Below are 16,193 nucleotides of genomic sequence, written 5' to 3'. Positions count from 1 at the left end.
CAGCGGATCCCAATTTCCAACGCTTATACATTACGCCTGAAATAATGGACGGCCCAGATAACAGCCGCCCGTTTGAAAAAAGAATGAGATTATTTTTTGATATACCAGTAAAGGCTGCACATCTTTATCTTTTAAATCGGGCCATTCACCGGAACCATCGCCGTAAAAATCGTATGATTCAGCTGCCCTCCCGCATGCGGATACGCCTCATGTCCGTTGATCATACAAATATGTTTCAATCCTCCGTATATGGCCCAATATCTTTTTCATTTATTTTTTCCCAATACAAAATAACTTATTGCCTGTTTGCCTTCTATAGTGCTAATGTTTTCTTGACTACACGAATGGCAGGAGGATATTTCAGTGAAAAACGTTCGCATTTATACATTGGTTCTTATCGCAGCGGCATTCGCATTTTTAACCGCTGCGTGCAGCAACACGACTCAAAACGGCCAAAAAACGGCCTGGGAGCAAATCAAGGAAAAAGGGAAGATCGTTGTGGCGACTTCGGGAACCCTTTACCCTACTTCATACCATGACACGGTTTCCGGCAAGGACAAGCTGACCGGCTATGAAGTTGAAGTCGTCCGCGAGGCGGCCAAGCGGCTCGGTTTGGATGTCGAATTTAAAGAAATGGGCTTTGACGGCATGCTGACAGCGGTCAACAGTGGACAGGCAGACGCTGCAGCCAATGATATTACAATGACAAAGGACCGCAAGAAAAAGTTCTTGTTCTCAACGCCTTATAAGTATTCATACGGTACGGCAATCGTCCGCAAGAAGGATTTATCAGGCATCCGCACACTTGATGACCTGAAAGGGAAAAAGGCGGCGGGAGCGGCAACGACCGTTTACATGGATATCGCCAGAAAATACGGGGCTGAAGAGGTTATTTACGACAATGCAACAAATGAACAATATTTAAAAGACGTGGCAAACGGCAGGACAGACGTTATTTTAAACGACTATTATCTGCAAAAGCTGGCGCTTAAGGCAATGCCTGATTTGGATTTGACGATTCACCCCGATCTTAAATATTACCCGCACCAGCAAGGGATGATCATCAAAAAAGGAAATACCGAACTAAAAGAACGGTTCGATCAAACGATAAAAGACATGCTGAAAGACGGAACGATTAAGAAGATTTCAAAACAATTCTTTGGCGGCGCCGATGTTTCAAAAAAACAGGATATCGACTTTACTGACGTCGATGTAGACAAATAGAGGAATGAGACGTGGGCTCGATTCAATGGGAATATATTTTCAATGCAGAATTAGCCGCTAAATCCTTTCCTTATGTCATGCAGGGCATATGGAATACGCTGCTGATTTCGTTTGCCAGTATGTTTTTCGGCCTGATTCTCGGCTTTTTCGTCGCGCTTGGCCGCATGTCCCGGTTCGCTTTGCTCAGATGGCCGGCAAAAGTCTATATCTCATTTATGAGAGGCGTCCCGATATTGGTCATTTTATTTATTCTTTACTTTGGTTTTCCGTACATCGGCATTCAGTTTCCGGCATTAACGGCTGCCTTGATCGGCTTTAGCGTCAACAGCGCCGGCTATATTGCCGAAATCATCCGTTCAGCCTTGTCTTCTGTTGACAGAGGCCAGTGGGACGCTGCAAAATCGATCGGATTTTCTTATTGGCAGACGATGCGGCACGTCATCGTCCCCCAATCGGTGAGAATCGCCCTGCCGCCGCTTACAAACGTGATGCTCGACCTTGTGAAAGCATCTTCCCTTGCGGCCATGATTACCGTACCTGAGCTGTTTCAACAGGCAAAAATCGTCGGCGGCCGGGAATTCGATTACATGACGATGTATATTTTAGTTGCCTTGATTTACTGGGGGATTTGTTCGCTGATCGCTTTGTTTCAGGATTATTTGGAGAAACGGACAGAAGTTTACCTGAAAAGGTAGAAAGAAAGCCGCCGGCCCAAAGCTGGCGGTTCTCTATCCTAAAAAGGAGGCAGTTTTATGAACAGAATCAGGTCAACCCATTTCCATGTAGAGGACCGTTATGTCATAAACAGAAACAAAGCGCAATACAAAACAGATCCTTCAGGACACTTTAAAGCCTCGTATACATATCGTAATGAAACAGATGAGACGGATCATATTCACATCTCGGTAATCTTCGAAGAATACTCTGAACCCGTCCAAACCTTTCAATTGACAGTACCTCCCCGTTCCTCAAAAAACACCCATATCAGTCTGAAAGATATTCCTTCAGGGAGCCGCATCGTCTATATCATCGCCCAGACATCCATATTCGATTTAAAAACTGAACAGGATGATTGGAACACCGAATATGCTGCTGTCTATTATTTTGAATTGATATCTTGCACGGCATCTTCCGGCCAGCTGGAGCGCCCGCCTTTCGTTCAACCCGTCCATCAGAAGAGAAGCAGCGGAGAACAGGGACGGCTGATTTATCTTTCTGACAGGAAAGGAAACCGGGTCAGAAGGTTAGATGATCAACATATGTATATTTCCTTGATCAATGAAGAGACATATAAACTAAAAGGATGCTTATATCATTTTCAAAATGGAGATTGGGAATCGTTTCAGATCAATCAGGATTCAGCTCGCGCATTTTCGTATGAGCTTGAGCCGGAATCTGTACAGACGTACCGAATCATCCTTAGCCAAAATGGATATTCGCGATTTTTTGCCACTGCTGTTATACCCGCTGATGCGCTTCAGGATATTCCAATTACGCCCAGAATGGTTTCCCATTCCGAGCTGTATATCATTCCGTCCAAACATTGCACATAAAAAAGAGCCCGCCCCGCATGCTTCTATAAAACATCTCCTCATTTTTCCACCCGTTTGTTACAATAAAATGGAAAAGGAGGTGATTTTTGATGAAACGTTTTTTGTCGGCAGCGATTTTGACACTGGTTTGCGGATTTTTCAGCTTTGGAGGCAGTGCCGCGGCTTACACATTCCCGCACAAATTAAACATTACGTTTACGGGATCGCATGTGGAACCTATTCCTTACAATGACTCTGACTCGCGAAACTGGAACATAGGTTATAAGTTTACGATTTTCAATGCGGAAAATTGCAAAACGACCATTAAAATCCAGATGATGCACCTGGCCGGCAGATTTATGAGTTTGAGTATAAAAGACTTTGTCGGGAACTGGCCGGATCGAACAGCCCAAGACGTGATTACATCAATGCCCCGCACATACAGGCTGTATTTTGAAAATACGGAAGGCGAATGCAAAAACATTCGCATTAAGGGAACCTACGGCGCCGTTCCCGAAATTCTTGATTTTTCCGCTCTCAGCCAAAAATAGCTTTTTGAAGCAGCAAGCATCCGCCCCAGCCGCATAAACCGAACACGAAAGAAACGGCAAGCGGAAGCGCGGATTTTAAGCAGACAGCTACGATCAGGATAAGCGCTGCGGTTGCCGGAAGCCCCCACAGCACGCCTGCCGCAAATTGGCTTAAATGCTTCAGAGACTCTCCTTGGACCGAAAGCCAAAATAAACTGAGCAGACTGACAAGCGGAAGTGCGGCGACGATTCCTCCGGTCTCCGGCGACCTTCTGGCGATTTCAGTAATAATGCCGATGACAACGGCAGAAACGGCAATTTTAACAATTAAAAACACGATTTTGCCCCCCGGCTTAATATGGAAAATGCCGTTTTCACCATTTCGGTCTCATCCTCATGTAAATGCTCAAGCACCTTTTTCAGCTTGTCCGGATCAAGCCGGGTATGCCGTTTTACGGCAGCTTCTCCTTCAGCCGTTAATATGACATAGACCTTTCGTTCATCCTTGGCGTCCCTCTTTTTTTCAACGAGCTTCTTCTGAATGAGCCGCTTCGCATGCTCAGATGCGGTATTGTGGGATACCCCCAAAAGGCTTGCCAAATCGCCGATTGTGGCGTACCTGTTTTTTTCGAGATGCTGCAGCAAACGGACGGCCTGGTGTGACAGCCCGTCTTGATGCTTATAGTGTAAACGGTAATAAATATCTGTCCAGTCTTTATTGATTGCTTCAATCACTTCGTTCATCAAATCATCACCCTTTTATATCTTACTATACGATATATTCTTTGATCAAGATATAAAATAGCACCCGGCAAATCTTCAGCCGGGTGCCTACATTTTCATTTTAAATGCTTTCTCAAAAACGCCAATTTTTCCGTTTGGAACGCCGGGATAAATTCGTGGCCAAAATAACGGTACACTTTCAGCTCTTTTTCAGTGTTTAGATGATTGTAGGCCGCAAAAACGGTCGATGGCGGCGTGATGGTGTCCACTAAGCCGATTGACATGAGAACGGGCGCCTTCACCGATTCGGCGAGATTCATAATATCAAAATATGACAAGGTGTTCATCGCTTTCCTCTCAATATCCGGGCTGCCGTTCCTTTTGAAAAAAGAGTTGATTTCCAGATACGGCTGGTCTATCGCTGTATCGATCGCCCTTTGGAAATTGCTTAAATACGGATATTCAGAAACGGCAGCTGCCGGAATATCAGACAATGCGGAAACCGCGATCGCCAGTCCGCCGCCTTGACTCGCGCCGATGACGCCGATCCGTTTTTCATCGACTTCGGCAAACCCTTTGACGACCTCGAGCGCCCTTACGGCATCGAGATACACGTATCTGTAATAATACGTTTTCGGGTCAAGGATGCCTTTTGTCATCCAGCCCGGCACGTGTCCGTGAGGGGAGCCGCTCGTATCCTCGCTGCCGTTCTGTCCGCGGACAAGCATCCCGAATGCCGCATAGCCATGCAGCGCCCAGTTGACGATGTCATGAATGTCGCCGTCATAGCTCGCGTTATAGCCGTGATACTTGACGATTGCAGGATGCGGGCCTTTGCGGCCGGGCACCGCATACCATCCTTTAATGTGCGCCCCGCCTATGCTCCGGTATGTCAGCCAGTACACATTCACGCCGTCTGCCGGGTAATCGTACCTTTCAAGCTGCGGTTCGGCTTTTTCTTTTGCAAGCTCCCCCAGCGATTCCTCCCAAAACTCTTGAAAATCGTCCAAAGCGGTTTTTTCTGGTTTATATTGGTATAACTGTTCTAATGGTAAATCATAAGGTTGCTGCACGACTCTCGTCCCCTCTCATCAATTGTAAGAATATTCTATCATAATATTCATCTTTCATTCACGAGAGAATGAAGCATAAAAAAAGGTGATGATGTTTCTGCCCGAAAAAAATCGTACAAACTGTCGCTGAGTCAAGGCCGATTGCATTCGTGACAACGGTCTTGTCTGTCAACGGAGCGGTGAATGCCGCACCGTTCAGTTTTTTTAACGCAATCCGCATCCGTCAGACTTTAAAACAAGGATGCCGTGAAATCGAGTGAATTTGTCGTTCATATGAACGATGAGGATATGGTTTGAGACATGAAATCAGACCGCCGCTTCTCTGCCTGCACATCGTGTGGCTGTTCCCGCCATCCGGGCAGCGCGGCGGACGGGCCAAACCTGTCCGCATTAGCTTGCCTCATGGGAAGACAGCCCGCCAAATACACTCATATCCCCCCTCCATTACAGTTATGATATAATCCTAGTTTGAAATAAAAAATGCAGCCCTCGGAGGTTTTTTATGGCTTCACAGTTTCTGCAGCTCAATTCAATCTTTATCAGCATATTAATAGAAGCAATTCCATTCGTATTGATCGGCGTTTTTATCTCTGGTTTGATTCAAATGTTTGTCACGGAAGAAATGATCGCAAAGATCATTCCGAAAAACCGCTTTCTGGCTGTGCTGTTCGGCATATTCGCCGGCATGCTGTTTCCGGCTTGTGAATGCGGCATCGTTCCGATCGCCCGGCGCCTGCTTTTAAAGGGCGTGCCGCTTCACGCGGCGTCAGCTTTTATGCTGACGGCTCCAATCATCAATCCGATTGTATTGTTTTCGACGTTTATCGCTTTCGGAAACAAGTGGGATGTCGTTCTTTACCGCGGCGGGCTGGCGTTCGCTGCAGCCCTTATTACCGGAATTATCATTTCTTATCAATTTAAAGGAAATCAGCTTCTTGAAGGCGATTCACACCATCATCACGGCCATTCCGGAAAGACATTTCTGAAGAAGCTGGGCGGCATGCTCAGCCATGCGGTTGATGAGTTTTTTTCAGTCGGAAAATATTTGATCATCGGGGCTTTTGTGGCGGCTGCGATGCAGACATATGTCAAAACATCGACGCTTCTTGCAATCGGACACAATGATATATCTTCATCGCTTGTGATGATGGGCTTGTCCTTTGTTTTGTCGCTTTGCTCACAGGTTGATGCCTTTATTGCGTCATCCTTCAGCAGCACGTTTTCTCTCAGCTCGCTCATCGCCTTTCTCGTGTTTGGAGCGATGGTCGATATCAAGAACCTGCTGATGATGCTCGGCACTTTTAAAAAGCGGTTTGTATTTGTGCTGATCGCCTATATCGCCGTTATCGTTCTGGCCGGATCACTTTTGGTGAAGGGGTGAGATCATGTTTCGTACATTCATTTTAATGTTTTTTACGTTTTTCTTTTTTCAGCTTCACGCCTCAGGCAATTTAACGAAATATATTAATATGAAATACGCGTATTTGTCGTATATCGGGATGTTTCTGCTTGCCATTTTGACGGCTGTTCAATTCTATCAGTATATAAAGGGGCGGGATGGGGCGGATTGCGGTCATGACTGCGGGTGCGGACATGATCATGATCACGAAAAACATAAACCGTTCTTTAAAAGAATGTTTATTTACCTCGTATTCCTGTTTCCTTTATTCACCGGGCTTTTCCTGCCGGTGGCGACGCTTGACTCTACGATCGTGAAGTCGAAGGGCTTTTCCTTTAAGGCGATCGATCAGCCAGATCATTACGCCCAAACCCAGTATTTGCGCCCTGATACGAGCATTTACTACGGACAGGAAGACTATGACGAACTGATGGAGAAAGCCCTCAAGGATTATAAAGGGAAAAAACAGATATCGTTAACGGATCATGATTTTCTAAAAGGCATGGAGACGATCTATAATTATCCTGGGGAATTTCTCGGCAAAAAGATTGATTTCAACGGTTTTGCATTTAAAGGGGAATCGATCAATAAGCGGCAGCTTTTCGTTCTCCGCTTCGGAATCATCCACTGCATCGCCGATTCGGGCGTCTACGGCATGCTGGTGGAATTCCCTGATGATATAAAGGCAAAAAATGACCAATGGATACATGTGAAAGGAACGTTGTCATCCGAATACTATCAGCCATTTAAATCCGTCATTCCCGTTTTAAAGGTAAAAAGCTGGTCCAACATCAAAAAGCCGAAAGATCCTTACGTATACAGAACATACTAAAGAAAGCCGGTGCAGCATGTACCGGCTCTTTCTGTCTCTGCCGGAATTGCCTAAGATTTATATCCGGCTTTTTTCATCAGCATCAGATCGATGAACAATTGGCATCTCGTATGAAAATCGTTCAGATCGATCGAGGTCATGTCCAATATTTGCTTAATGCGGTAGTTTAGCGTGTTCTGGTGGATAAACAGCTGTTCTGCGGATTGTTTGACTTTGCAATTGTTCACAAGATAGATTTCGAGCGTTCTTAAAAATTCGGTTTGGCTCTCTTTATCTTTTTCCTTCAAAAGGAGCAGATCGGGATTCGAATAGTGGAGCTGGTCGTTTTTTGCGGCGATTTGGTCAAGGTATCTGAAAAGTCCGAGCTTTTGATATTCATAGGGAATATGCTCCTGGCTTCCGGTGATTTCCGCAGCTTTTGTGACTTGTAGAGCTTCCCTGTAGCTTTTGCCGAGAAAGAGCGGACTGCTGTATTCATTGCCGACTCCGATGAATATTGGCGGCAGCGTTTGTGAGCGCAAATGGGTTAAAAGCCGGTTGATCAGCTCTGATGATGCGGCAAGGGCGGAACGTTTGCGTGACACGCTGCCGACGATGATCGCGATGTTGGAATGATCCTCCACCACATGGCTGATGTTGTCTTTCAGATTCAAATAGGACCTGATCGTTTCTTTCAAATCGTCGAGCAGCTCGTTCTCCCCGTCAATGACTTGAAGCACCATCACGGTAAACACGGAAGGCAGTGCAACATTGGCTTTGTCAGCCGCGGCCTTAAGCTCTTTTTCCGTTTGAAACTGTTCGTGGAGCGCCTGCCTGTAGAGCTCTTCCGCCTGCTCCTCTTTTTCCTGCTTCAGCCGTTTCTGTCTGTAAATGATCTTTCCGACATGAAAGGAAGCTTGATATAGAAAGTCGAGTTCTTCATCAGACAGCTCGTTTTCGATCTCCTGAATCCAAATGTAGCCCATAATCTCGTTTTTATGTTTGGCGCTGACGACCACCCGCTGATTCAGTCCGATCTCTTCAATCTGCTTCACCCGAAAAGGAGTCGGAATGGTTTTCAATTGATCTATGATCCCTTCTTCGACAAATTTCTCAAAAATCGAAAGCGGACATTTTTTGGAGAAAATCGTTTGTTGATTCGCTGCGTCAAAGTGGTTAATGTAATACGAATTATAAGCTAATAGGAAAAAATCCGCGCTTTCCAGTATGACCGGTTTTTTCAGCTCATCGCTGATAAAATCAATGATCTGGTTGATGTCTGAAAGAGAAACAACTTGTTCTAATAGCTCTTCCATATCCTTTCTCCTACCCGTTTTTAACTTAATCATACTTCTCCTTTGCATTCTTGTATAGATATACTTTTTGACATTCGAGCAGCCCCTGCCCAAAGGACAGAGGCTAGGATCCAGAATCACATATTGATATTTTCGAATTGGTCGGCAACGTGCTGATTCGGCTTTGACGTCACGATGCTGACTACATACACGGATAACAGGCTTACTGCGAACCCCGGTATCATTTCGTATAGAAAACCGGAAAGGCCCGCTGCCGCCCAAATCACGACTGTGACGGCTCCGGCAATGATACCGGCAAGCGCACCCCATTTCGTCATCCGCTTCCAATATAAGCTTAAAATAACGACCGGGCCGAATGAAGAGCCGAATCCCGCCCAAGCGTAGCTGACTAATCCCAAAATTGAATTGTCTTTTGACCAGCCGAGCCACAGGGCGATAATCGAAACGACCAGAACGGACAGACGGCCGAAGAAGACCAGTTCTTTATCAGAGGCGGAGCGTTTGAAAATCGTTTTATACAAATCTTCGGTTAAAGAGCTTGAAGTAACAAGAAGCTGGGAGGAAATCGTGCTCATAATCGCGGCTAAAATGGCCGAAATTAAAAAGCCGGTAATGATCGGATGGAACAGAATATTGCCTAATTGAATGAATATCGTTTCCGGATCGTCGAGGTGAAGACCTTTTTTGGAGTAATATGCAAGGCCGATCAGCCCCGTCAGCAATGCGCCAGCGGTTGAAAATATCATCCAGCCCATGCCGATCCGGCGCGCTTTTTTGATTTCCTTTACTGAGGAAATTGCCATAAAACGCACGATGATATGCGGCTGGCCAAAATAGCCGAGCCCCCATGCAAACATAGAAATAATGCCCAGAACGCTCGTCCCTTTAAATACGTTGAGAAGATCGGGATCAATCGAGCGGATTTCCGTAAAGGCTTCGGCAGGTCCGCCGGCTTGTATGAGCGTCACAACCGGAACGAGAATCAATGCGGCAAACATGATGATTCCTTGTACGAAGTCCGTCCAGCTTACGGCCAAAAATCCGCCGAACAGCGTGTAGCATATGACAACGGCCGAAACGATCCATAAGCCGGTATGGTAATCCAGGTGCAAAATGCTGTTAAATAAAACACCGCCGGACACCATTCCGGATGATACATAAAACGTGAAAAACGTAATAATGACGATGCTGGAAAAGATGCGGAGAATTTTCGTGTTGTCGGCAAAGCGGTTTTCCAAAAATGACGGAATCGTAATCGAATTGCCGGCGGCTTCGGTATAGCTCCTTAACCGGGGCGCGACATAAAGCCAGTTTGCCCATGCACCGAGTACAAGACCGATGACGATCCACGCACCGCTTAAGCCGGTGGCGAACATCGCACCCGGCAAGCCCATCATCAGCCACCCGCTCATATCGGATGCACCCGCGCTGAGCGCCGTGACCGCCGGGCCAAGCGTGCGTCCGCCGAGCATGTAATCCGTCAGATTTGATGTCCGTTTATACGCATAATATCCGATCAGAAGCATGCCGATCATATAAATCGCGATTGAAATGATCAATTGTACGTTTTGGATAAGAATCCCCCCAGGATGCCGTTTTTTCTAAATTTTTCGACTTCTCTTTTCTTTTTTGAAGGCAGCCTTTAAAGACTGCCTTCTCTCCCCCCGATTGTTTGCCGATTAAAACATTTCGCTGATCGTCTTCGCCTGCATGTGAAGCGCCAGATAATCCGGTCCGCCTGCCTTTGAATCCGTTCCTGACATTTTAAATCCGCCAAACGGATGGTAGCCGACGATCGCGCCTGTACAATTTCGGTTAAAATACAGGTTCCCTACATGGAACTCCTGTTTTGCCCTGTTGATATGATCGCGATTGTTTGTAATGACAGCTCCTGTCAGTCCGTATTCCGTATTATTGGCAACTTCGAGTGCCTCGTCAAAGCTGCTTACTTTCGAAAAGGCAACGACCGGGCCGAAGATCTCTTCCTGCATCAAGCGGGCTTTCGGGTCCAAATCGGCGAAGATAGTCGGATCGATGAAATACCCTTTTGAATCATCGCCGTTTCCTCCGCTGACAAGGCGGCCTTCTTGTTTTCCAATCTCGATATATTCCATGATTTTGTTATATGACGCCTGATCGATGACAGGTCCCATGTAAACATCCGCACTGTCCGGAGCGCCCACTTTTTTCGACTCCGTGATTTCGATGACGCGTTTGAGCACCTCGTCATACACTTTTTCGTGAACGACGGCACGCGAACCGGCTGAACATTTTTGGCCGGCAAAGCCGAAAGCGGATGTGAAAATCGATTGCGCCGCCAATTCGATGTCACAGTCCTCATCAACGACAACCGTGTCTTTTCCGCCCATTTCCGCGATCACCCGTTTGAGATGGGTCTGTCCCGGATGAACCTTTGCCGCACGTTCATAAATGCGCGTTCCGACTTCCCTTGAGCCGGTAAATGTGATCAGGCTTGTTGTCGGATGATCAACGAGGTAGTCTCCGACCTCAGCGCCGCTTCCCGGAACATAGTTCACGACCCCTTTCGGAAGACCCGCTTCTTCAAGCACTTCGACGAACCTCGCGGCAATGACAGGCGCCGCGCTTGCCGGCTTCAGCACTACCGTGTTTCCCGTAACGATCGGCGCCACCGTTGTTCCCGCCATGATCGCAAACAGGAAGTTCCAAGGCGGGATGACGACCGTTACGCCGGTCGGCGTATACACGTATTGATTTCGTTCGCCTTCACGGCTGTTGACAGGCTTTCCTTTTGCAAGCTCAAGCATTTGCCGCGCGTAGTATTCCATAAAGTCGATGGCTTCAGCCGTATCCGCATCAGCCTCATTCCACGGTTTGCCGGCTTCTTTGACCAAAAGCGCCGAAAATTCATACTTATTGCGGCGCACCTTTGCTGCCGCACGGAATAGTACAGCCGCTCTTTCCGCAGGATCGGTGTATCTCCACGTTTCAAACGCTTTTGCCGCCGCTTGAATGGCTTTCTCGGCATGATCCTGAGTCGCTTTTGATACCTTACCGACGACTTCTTCTTTCTTTGCCGGGTTGACCGAAACGATTTTGTCTTCAGTCTCGATTCGTTCCCCATCGATAATAAGAGGGTATGATTGACCCATCCATTCATTTACCTTATCCAATGCTTGTTGAAACGCCGCCCGGTTTTCTTCTTTCCCGAAATCTGTAAATGGTTCGTGTTTGTAAGGTGTTGTCATTCTCATTCTCCCCTTTTTATCGTTTTATTTCTTGGTCATTCCCTTAAATGCGAAAGCGATGTTGGCAGGCCGCTCGGCAAGCCGCCTCATGAAGTAGCCGTACCAGTCATCTCCGTACGGAAGGTACACGCGCATGTTGTAGCCTTCTTTCACCAGTTCAAGCTGGGTTTTATTGCGCATGCCGTACAGCATTTGAAACTCGAAGCGGTCCTTTCCGATGTTGTGCTCATTCACAATGTCTTTGGTGAATTGGATCATCTTGTCGTCATGAGTTGCGATGGCTGTATAATGGCCGCTAAGCAGCTGCTTTTTAATGAGCTTTTTGTAATTTTCATCAACATCCTTCTTATCCGGATATGCCACCTCAGGCGATTCCTTGTAGGCCCCTTTTACAAGACGGAAAAACGGATTGTACTGGTTGAGCTCCTCCATGTCGCGTTCCGTCCGGTACAAATAAGCCTGTAACACGGTGCTGACGTATTCGTACCTCTGTCTGAACTCCTTAAACAGATCGAGCGTCTTTTGACAGCGAACTTCGTCTTCCATATCGATCGTCACCATCACCTGGTGCTGTTCCGCGGTATCCAGAATGCTGGTCATGTTTTCCCTGACAAGATCAAGGTCGATATCGAGCCCCAGCGAAGTCATCTTTAAGGATACGTGCGACTCAAGCTTTTCCTGGGCGATCGTTTGAATAGCCCGAATGCATTCCTGAGTACGCTCCCTCGCCACTTCCCTGCTGTCCACAAACTCGCCTAAATGATCGACGGTAACCGTCAGCCCCTGCTCATTCAGCCCTCTGATAATCGGTATCGAAGATTCGAAATCCTTTCCTCCGATAATTTTTCCGGTTGCGATGGAACTTCCCCAATTTCTCGCCAGACGATTCAGGATGCTGCTTTTCGATAAGAATAAAAAAAAGTCTCTTGTGATCACTTCCATTATCACACCCCGCCATCTCATGAAATATGTCTTTATATTCTTAATTTTATAAGAGCTGATGGCTGATTCACAATATTTCGAAAAAACAAAAAAGCTGACGATTTTTGTGTTTTTTCCACAATGTTTGACATCTGCCTGCATCATAAGAGAAACTTTTAACCTACAAATTATAAAGCTATACGACAATAGAATTAGAAAAATATTGAAAACGCTTTCTCTTTTACTGAACCATTTCCCGCGAGAAACAAAGAAAAAACCCTTTAAGACATTTCTTAAAGGGAATATATATTATGCCCACACCTCGTCAAGCGTTTCTCTGAACAGCTTGTCAAGCTCTGGTGTCAAGTCTTCACGGCTGATTTTAAACGACTTCGCCGCCGGCTTCAGCCTCTCAAGTTCTTTCTCAATGAAATCGTGAATGATGGGATTTTTAGGCTCAAGAAGGAATTCCTCCCCTTTCTTTTTTCGGTCAAGCAGACGGCCGATTTCCGTTTTAAGCGGTCCATCTTCAACGAGCTCCTCAAGCAGCACCGGAAACTCAATCGGCGGAACCGTTTGATGATTCTCAATCCACCGGCATGCCAGAATGGGGCGAAGAACGTAAAAATACTTTTTGACCTTAACCTGTTCCCTCTCCAGATAGTGGCGGAAGTTTCCTGAAGCCATATTTAAATAATGATACATGCAGGATGCCGGCGAAAAAGCCCTCAACTTAAGCTTCCTCATTTTTTCCGCTAAAGAATAAGCTTCATAATAGATCATTCCTGAAGACAGCCATTCAAGCAGCGGGGGGTTTGATTTCCGGAAGAGCCTTAAGGCTTTTGTCAGTTCCCAGCCGCTGATATCGAGCAAATCATTAATCGGCAGCTCGATGACATCGCGCTTTTCGTCTATGGAAAGATACCAGTCCTTTTGATGAATATAAATAAATCTGACGTCATAATCGCTGTCTTGCGACGGAAACCCCCAGGCCCTGCTTCCGGATTCTACTGCATAAAGGATTTTGACGCCGTATGTAGCTTCAATGTTTTTCAGTTCTTCTTGAATTCGCTGTTTCAAGATAGGTGCACCGCCCGTCTATGTTTTCTTGTTACATTTATTATAAGTTCAAAGAGATGAATAAACGACTTCTTTGACAATTGATTTCTATTTAGAACTTTTACCCGCGATTACATGAGCGGAGTTTCCGGCCATTAAAGTGATTCCTCCGTCATTTCAAACAGCGCCTTTAATACGCACAGCCATACGCAGTTCCGGCAGGACGATTGGTCTAAGGGAGTAAAACATAATCCCGGCAAAAATGAACATGCTTTTCTTGCTGTTGAGGTAAAAGGAATAGCTGACAACAAAGAGAAGGTAAAAATATCATCATTACCTACTTTTTCTGATTATCATACAACCGCAATCGTCACTGCTACATTAGCGAAAACGGTTCAAAGAAAAACGTGGAGGGTGTAGTTTGCCTTTTTGAAGTAACAAAAAGATGAATTAATGTCTGACATGAATTGCCCCAACATTGCAATTGAAGAAATTGAGACACATAAAAATCACTGAACTAAAAGGGCAGTTAATGCATGCGCTGCGTTACACGACTCCAAATGTTGTTAAAAAGGATAGATGAAAACAGATCTTCCCGCCTGTTCATCTATCCTTTTTCAACAATTTAATGCGTGATACATCTTGCGCCGATGATATGTGCCCTTTTTGCAACACTTCAATATACGACTGTTTTCAAACATTTTTGGCAGAAAACCCAAGCTTAATTAAACGTTTGTTTAAGGCTGACAAAGCTCACTGTCCGGCTTCAGCTTGTCTGCAATACAGTCGGCGACTTCTTCGGCGGAAAGATTGTCTGTTTCAATTCTTAGGTGGTGGAAGGCATAAATGCTCTTTCTTTCATTGAACAGCTGTTTTACTTGTTCGATTGAGCGATTGTGAAGAATCGGCCTGTTTTCAAGCAGCAAATCTATCCGCTGCTTCCAATTCTCCCACGTTAAATCAAGGAAAATGACGAAGCAGTGTTCAAGGCATTTCTTTCTAATGTCCTCCTGCAGAAAAGAACCGCCGCCAAGAGAAACGATTTTGCTCTTTTTATGTTCACACATTTGAACAATATATTCTTTTTCCGTCTTCCGAAAAAATGCCTCCCCTTTTTGTTTAAACATTTCGGGAATGCTCATCTGAAGGTCTTTTTCAATTTCTTGGTCAATATCAATAAAATCGCGGCACAGTTTTTTGGCTGCCAGCTTGCCGATCGTCGTTTTGCCGACGCCCATAAATCCGATCAGCACGATGTTTTTTTCTCCCACAGGGGTGGATCTTTTGACATTCATCTCCAGGCTTTACTCCTCCTCGTCTAAAGGAATCAACAATTATATTCAGTATATGACAAATCTGATTTTAATGAAATAGAAGAAGCCCGGGACAGAAACTGAATATACAAAAGAGGCTGAGTTCTTTGCAGCCTCTTTCCTTCTTTATTTCCACCAGTCGTCAAACATTGAAGCAGGCACCTGGCGTTTGTGCTCTGACGATTTGTAGCGTTTTTCAATCGCTTCGGCCACATCGCTTGATACGGTTTTCCCTTCAAGGTAGTCGTCGATATCTTCATATGTGAGCCCGAGCTCTGTTTCGTCAGCCTGCTGAGGTTTTTCATCAAGCAAATCCGCCGTCGGCGATTTCGTATAGAGCCGCTCCGGTGCCCCGAGCTCCTCGAGAAGTCTCCGGCCTTGGCGTTTTGTCAGCCCTGTCAGAGGCAAAAGATCGGCACCGCCGTCCCCATATTTGGTGAAAAAGCCGGTGACTGCTTCTGCCGCATGGTCCGTTCCGATCACCAATAATCCGTTTTGGCCGCCGATTGCATACTGGGCAATCATCCGCACCCTTGCCTTTACATTGCCCTTATGAAAATCTGCAAGCGTCTCGCCCGTCACATCGCGGAACTGAGAGACAAACGAGCTCACCGTCGGTGCAATGTCAAAAGCAAGCGATTTGTCAGGCTTGATAAATCGAAGGGCAAGCTGGGCGTCATCTTCATCCTGCTGGACGCCGTGCGGAAGCCGAAGCGCGATGAATTCCGCTTCCGTGCCTTCAGCCCTCAATTCTTCCACTGCAAGCTGGGCGAGTCTCCCGGCAAGCGAGGAATCCTGTCCTCCGCTGATTCCTAGAACAAAACCTTTTGCTCCTGTTTTTTTCATATAGCTTTTTAAAAATCCGACCCTTTTTTCAATTTCCTGTTTCGGATCAATGGAAGGTTTTACGTTCAGTTCTTTCATGATTTTTTCCTGCAAAGTCATCGGTCATTCCTCCTGATTATTATGGTCTTTTGACTGAATGAGCCGTTTGATTCAAATCTTATTTAACTATAGCACAATTATAGTTTTGAAGTGAATATGAAGGAGCATACACGCTTCTTT

Annotated in this window: 16 protein-coding genes and 1 pseudogene; 7 read left to right on the top strand and 10 right to left on the bottom strand. The window is 45.9% G+C overall.

Translation table 11 applies throughout. The annotated features are described in order from the left end of the window. Positions 1-363: 363 nt before the first annotated feature. From MHB78_RS02540 to MHB78_RS02525, 4 genes are all read left to right on the top strand, one after another. The gene (locus MHB78_RS02540; protein WP_099047015.1) at positions 364-1,224 is read left to right on the top strand and encodes a transporter substrate-binding domain-containing protein; all 861 of its coding nucleotides are present in this window, start codon (positions 364-366) and stop codon (positions 1,222-1,224) included. Positions 1,225-1,235: 11 nt separating this feature from the next. Next, entirely contained in the window at positions 1,236-1,919 is a 684-nt protein-coding gene (locus MHB78_RS02535) for an ABC transporter permease subunit (protein WP_046130907.1), read from the top strand. 57 nt (positions 1,920-1,976) lie between these two features. Beyond that, on the top strand, positions 1,977-2,777 hold the full coding sequence (locus MHB78_RS02530; RefSeq protein WP_052948522.1) for a hypothetical protein: 801 nt from the start codon (positions 1,977-1,979) through the stop codon (positions 2,775-2,777). 89 nt (positions 2,778-2,866) lie between these two features. After that, a complete protein-coding gene (locus tag MHB78_RS02525; protein WP_046130906.1) occupies positions 2,867-3,307 on the top strand; it encodes a hypothetical protein in 441 nt (146 codons plus the stop codon). On the opposite strand, the gene MHB78_RS02520 is transcribed toward MHB78_RS02525, so the two are convergent. From MHB78_RS02520 to MHB78_RS02510, 3 genes are all read right to left on the bottom strand, one after another. Further along, the gene (locus MHB78_RS02520; protein ID WP_046130905.1) at positions 3,294-3,623 is read right to left on the bottom strand and encodes a DUF3147 family protein; all 330 of its coding nucleotides are present in this window, start codon (positions 3,621-3,623) and stop codon (positions 3,294-3,296) included. The two genes, MHB78_RS02525 and MHB78_RS02520, sit on opposite strands and share 14 nt — an antisense overlap. Next, on the bottom strand, positions 3,614-4,030 hold the full coding sequence (locus MHB78_RS02515; protein ID WP_046130904.1) for a MarR family winged helix-turn-helix transcriptional regulator: 417 nt from the start codon (positions 4,028-4,030) through the stop codon (positions 3,614-3,616). The genes MHB78_RS02520 and MHB78_RS02515 overlap by 10 nt, the downstream gene beginning before the upstream one ends. Positions 4,031-4,125: 95 nt before the next feature. Beyond that, the gene (locus MHB78_RS02510) at positions 4,126-5,082 is read right to left on the bottom strand and encodes an acetylxylan esterase (RefSeq protein WP_046130903.1); all 957 of its coding nucleotides are present in this window, start codon (positions 5,080-5,082) and stop codon (positions 4,126-4,128) included. Between the two features lie 110 nt (positions 5,083-5,192). On the opposite strand from MHB78_RS02510, the pseudogene MHB78_RS02505 reads away from it, so the two are divergent. The 3 genes and pseudogenes from MHB78_RS02505 to MHB78_RS02495 all read left to right on the top strand — a co-directional run. Then, positions 5,193-5,376: pseudogene (locus MHB78_RS02505) on the top strand (hypothetical protein); the annotation flags it as partial. A gap of 208 nt (positions 5,377-5,584) precedes the next feature. Beyond that, complete coding sequence (locus MHB78_RS02500; protein WP_046130902.1) at positions 5,585-6,463, top strand: permease; 879 nt, start codon at positions 5,585-5,587, stop codon at positions 6,461-6,463. Positions 6,464-6,467: 4 nt separating this feature from the next. Next, complete coding sequence (locus MHB78_RS02495) at positions 6,468-7,313, top strand: TIGR03943 family protein (protein ID WP_046130901.1); 846 nt, start codon at positions 6,468-6,470, stop codon at positions 7,311-7,313. A 50-nt stretch (positions 7,314-7,363) separates the two neighbouring features. On the opposite strand, the gene MHB78_RS02490 is transcribed toward MHB78_RS02495, so the two are convergent. From MHB78_RS02490 to nadE, 7 genes are all read right to left on the bottom strand, one after another. Further along, positions 7,364-8,608 (bottom strand): PucR family transcriptional regulator, encoded by a 1,245-nt coding sequence (locus MHB78_RS02490; RefSeq protein WP_046130900.1) that lies wholly within the window; start codon positions 8,606-8,608, stop codon positions 7,364-7,366. A gap of 116 nt (positions 8,609-8,724) precedes the next feature. Continuing rightward, the gene (gene putP / locus MHB78_RS02485; RefSeq protein WP_082094100.1) at positions 8,725-10,167 is read right to left on the bottom strand and encodes a sodium/proline symporter PutP; all 1,443 of its coding nucleotides are present in this window, start codon (positions 10,165-10,167) and stop codon (positions 8,725-8,727) included. A gap of 120 nt (positions 10,168-10,287) precedes the next feature. Further along, entirely contained in the window at positions 10,288-11,835 is a 1,548-nt protein-coding gene (pruA, locus tag MHB78_RS02480; RefSeq protein ID WP_046130899.1) for an L-glutamate gamma-semialdehyde dehydrogenase, read from the bottom strand. A 24-nt stretch (positions 11,836-11,859) separates the two neighbouring features. Further along, positions 11,860-12,771, bottom strand: coding sequence for a proline dehydrogenase (locus tag MHB78_RS02475; RefSeq protein WP_173427495.1), 912 nt, complete (start codon positions 12,769-12,771; stop codon positions 11,860-11,862). A 294-nt stretch (positions 12,772-13,065) separates the two neighbouring features. Next, complete coding sequence (locus MHB78_RS02470; RefSeq protein ID WP_046130898.1) at positions 13,066-13,836, bottom strand: nucleotidyltransferase domain-containing protein; 771 nt, start codon at positions 13,834-13,836, stop codon at positions 13,066-13,068. Between the two features lie 716 nt (positions 13,837-14,552). Next, positions 14,553-15,110 (bottom strand): shikimate kinase, encoded by a 558-nt coding sequence (locus MHB78_RS02465; RefSeq protein WP_046130897.1) that lies wholly within the window; start codon positions 15,108-15,110, stop codon positions 14,553-14,555. 144 nt (positions 15,111-15,254) lie between these two features. Next, positions 15,255-16,073, bottom strand: coding sequence for an ammonia-dependent NAD(+) synthetase (gene nadE, locus MHB78_RS02460; RefSeq protein WP_046130896.1), 819 nt, complete (start codon positions 16,071-16,073; stop codon positions 15,255-15,257). Positions 16,074-16,193 lie beyond the last annotated feature (120 nt).

The sequence above is a fragment of the Bacillus sp. FSL K6-0138 genome (assembly GCF_037982765.1).
Classification (GTDB): domain Bacteria; phylum Bacillota; class Bacilli; order Bacillales; family Bacillaceae; genus Bacillus; species Bacillus glycinifermentans.
Note: the sequence above shows the minus strand (reverse complement) of the source record. Positions and strands in the feature narration are given on the sequence as shown.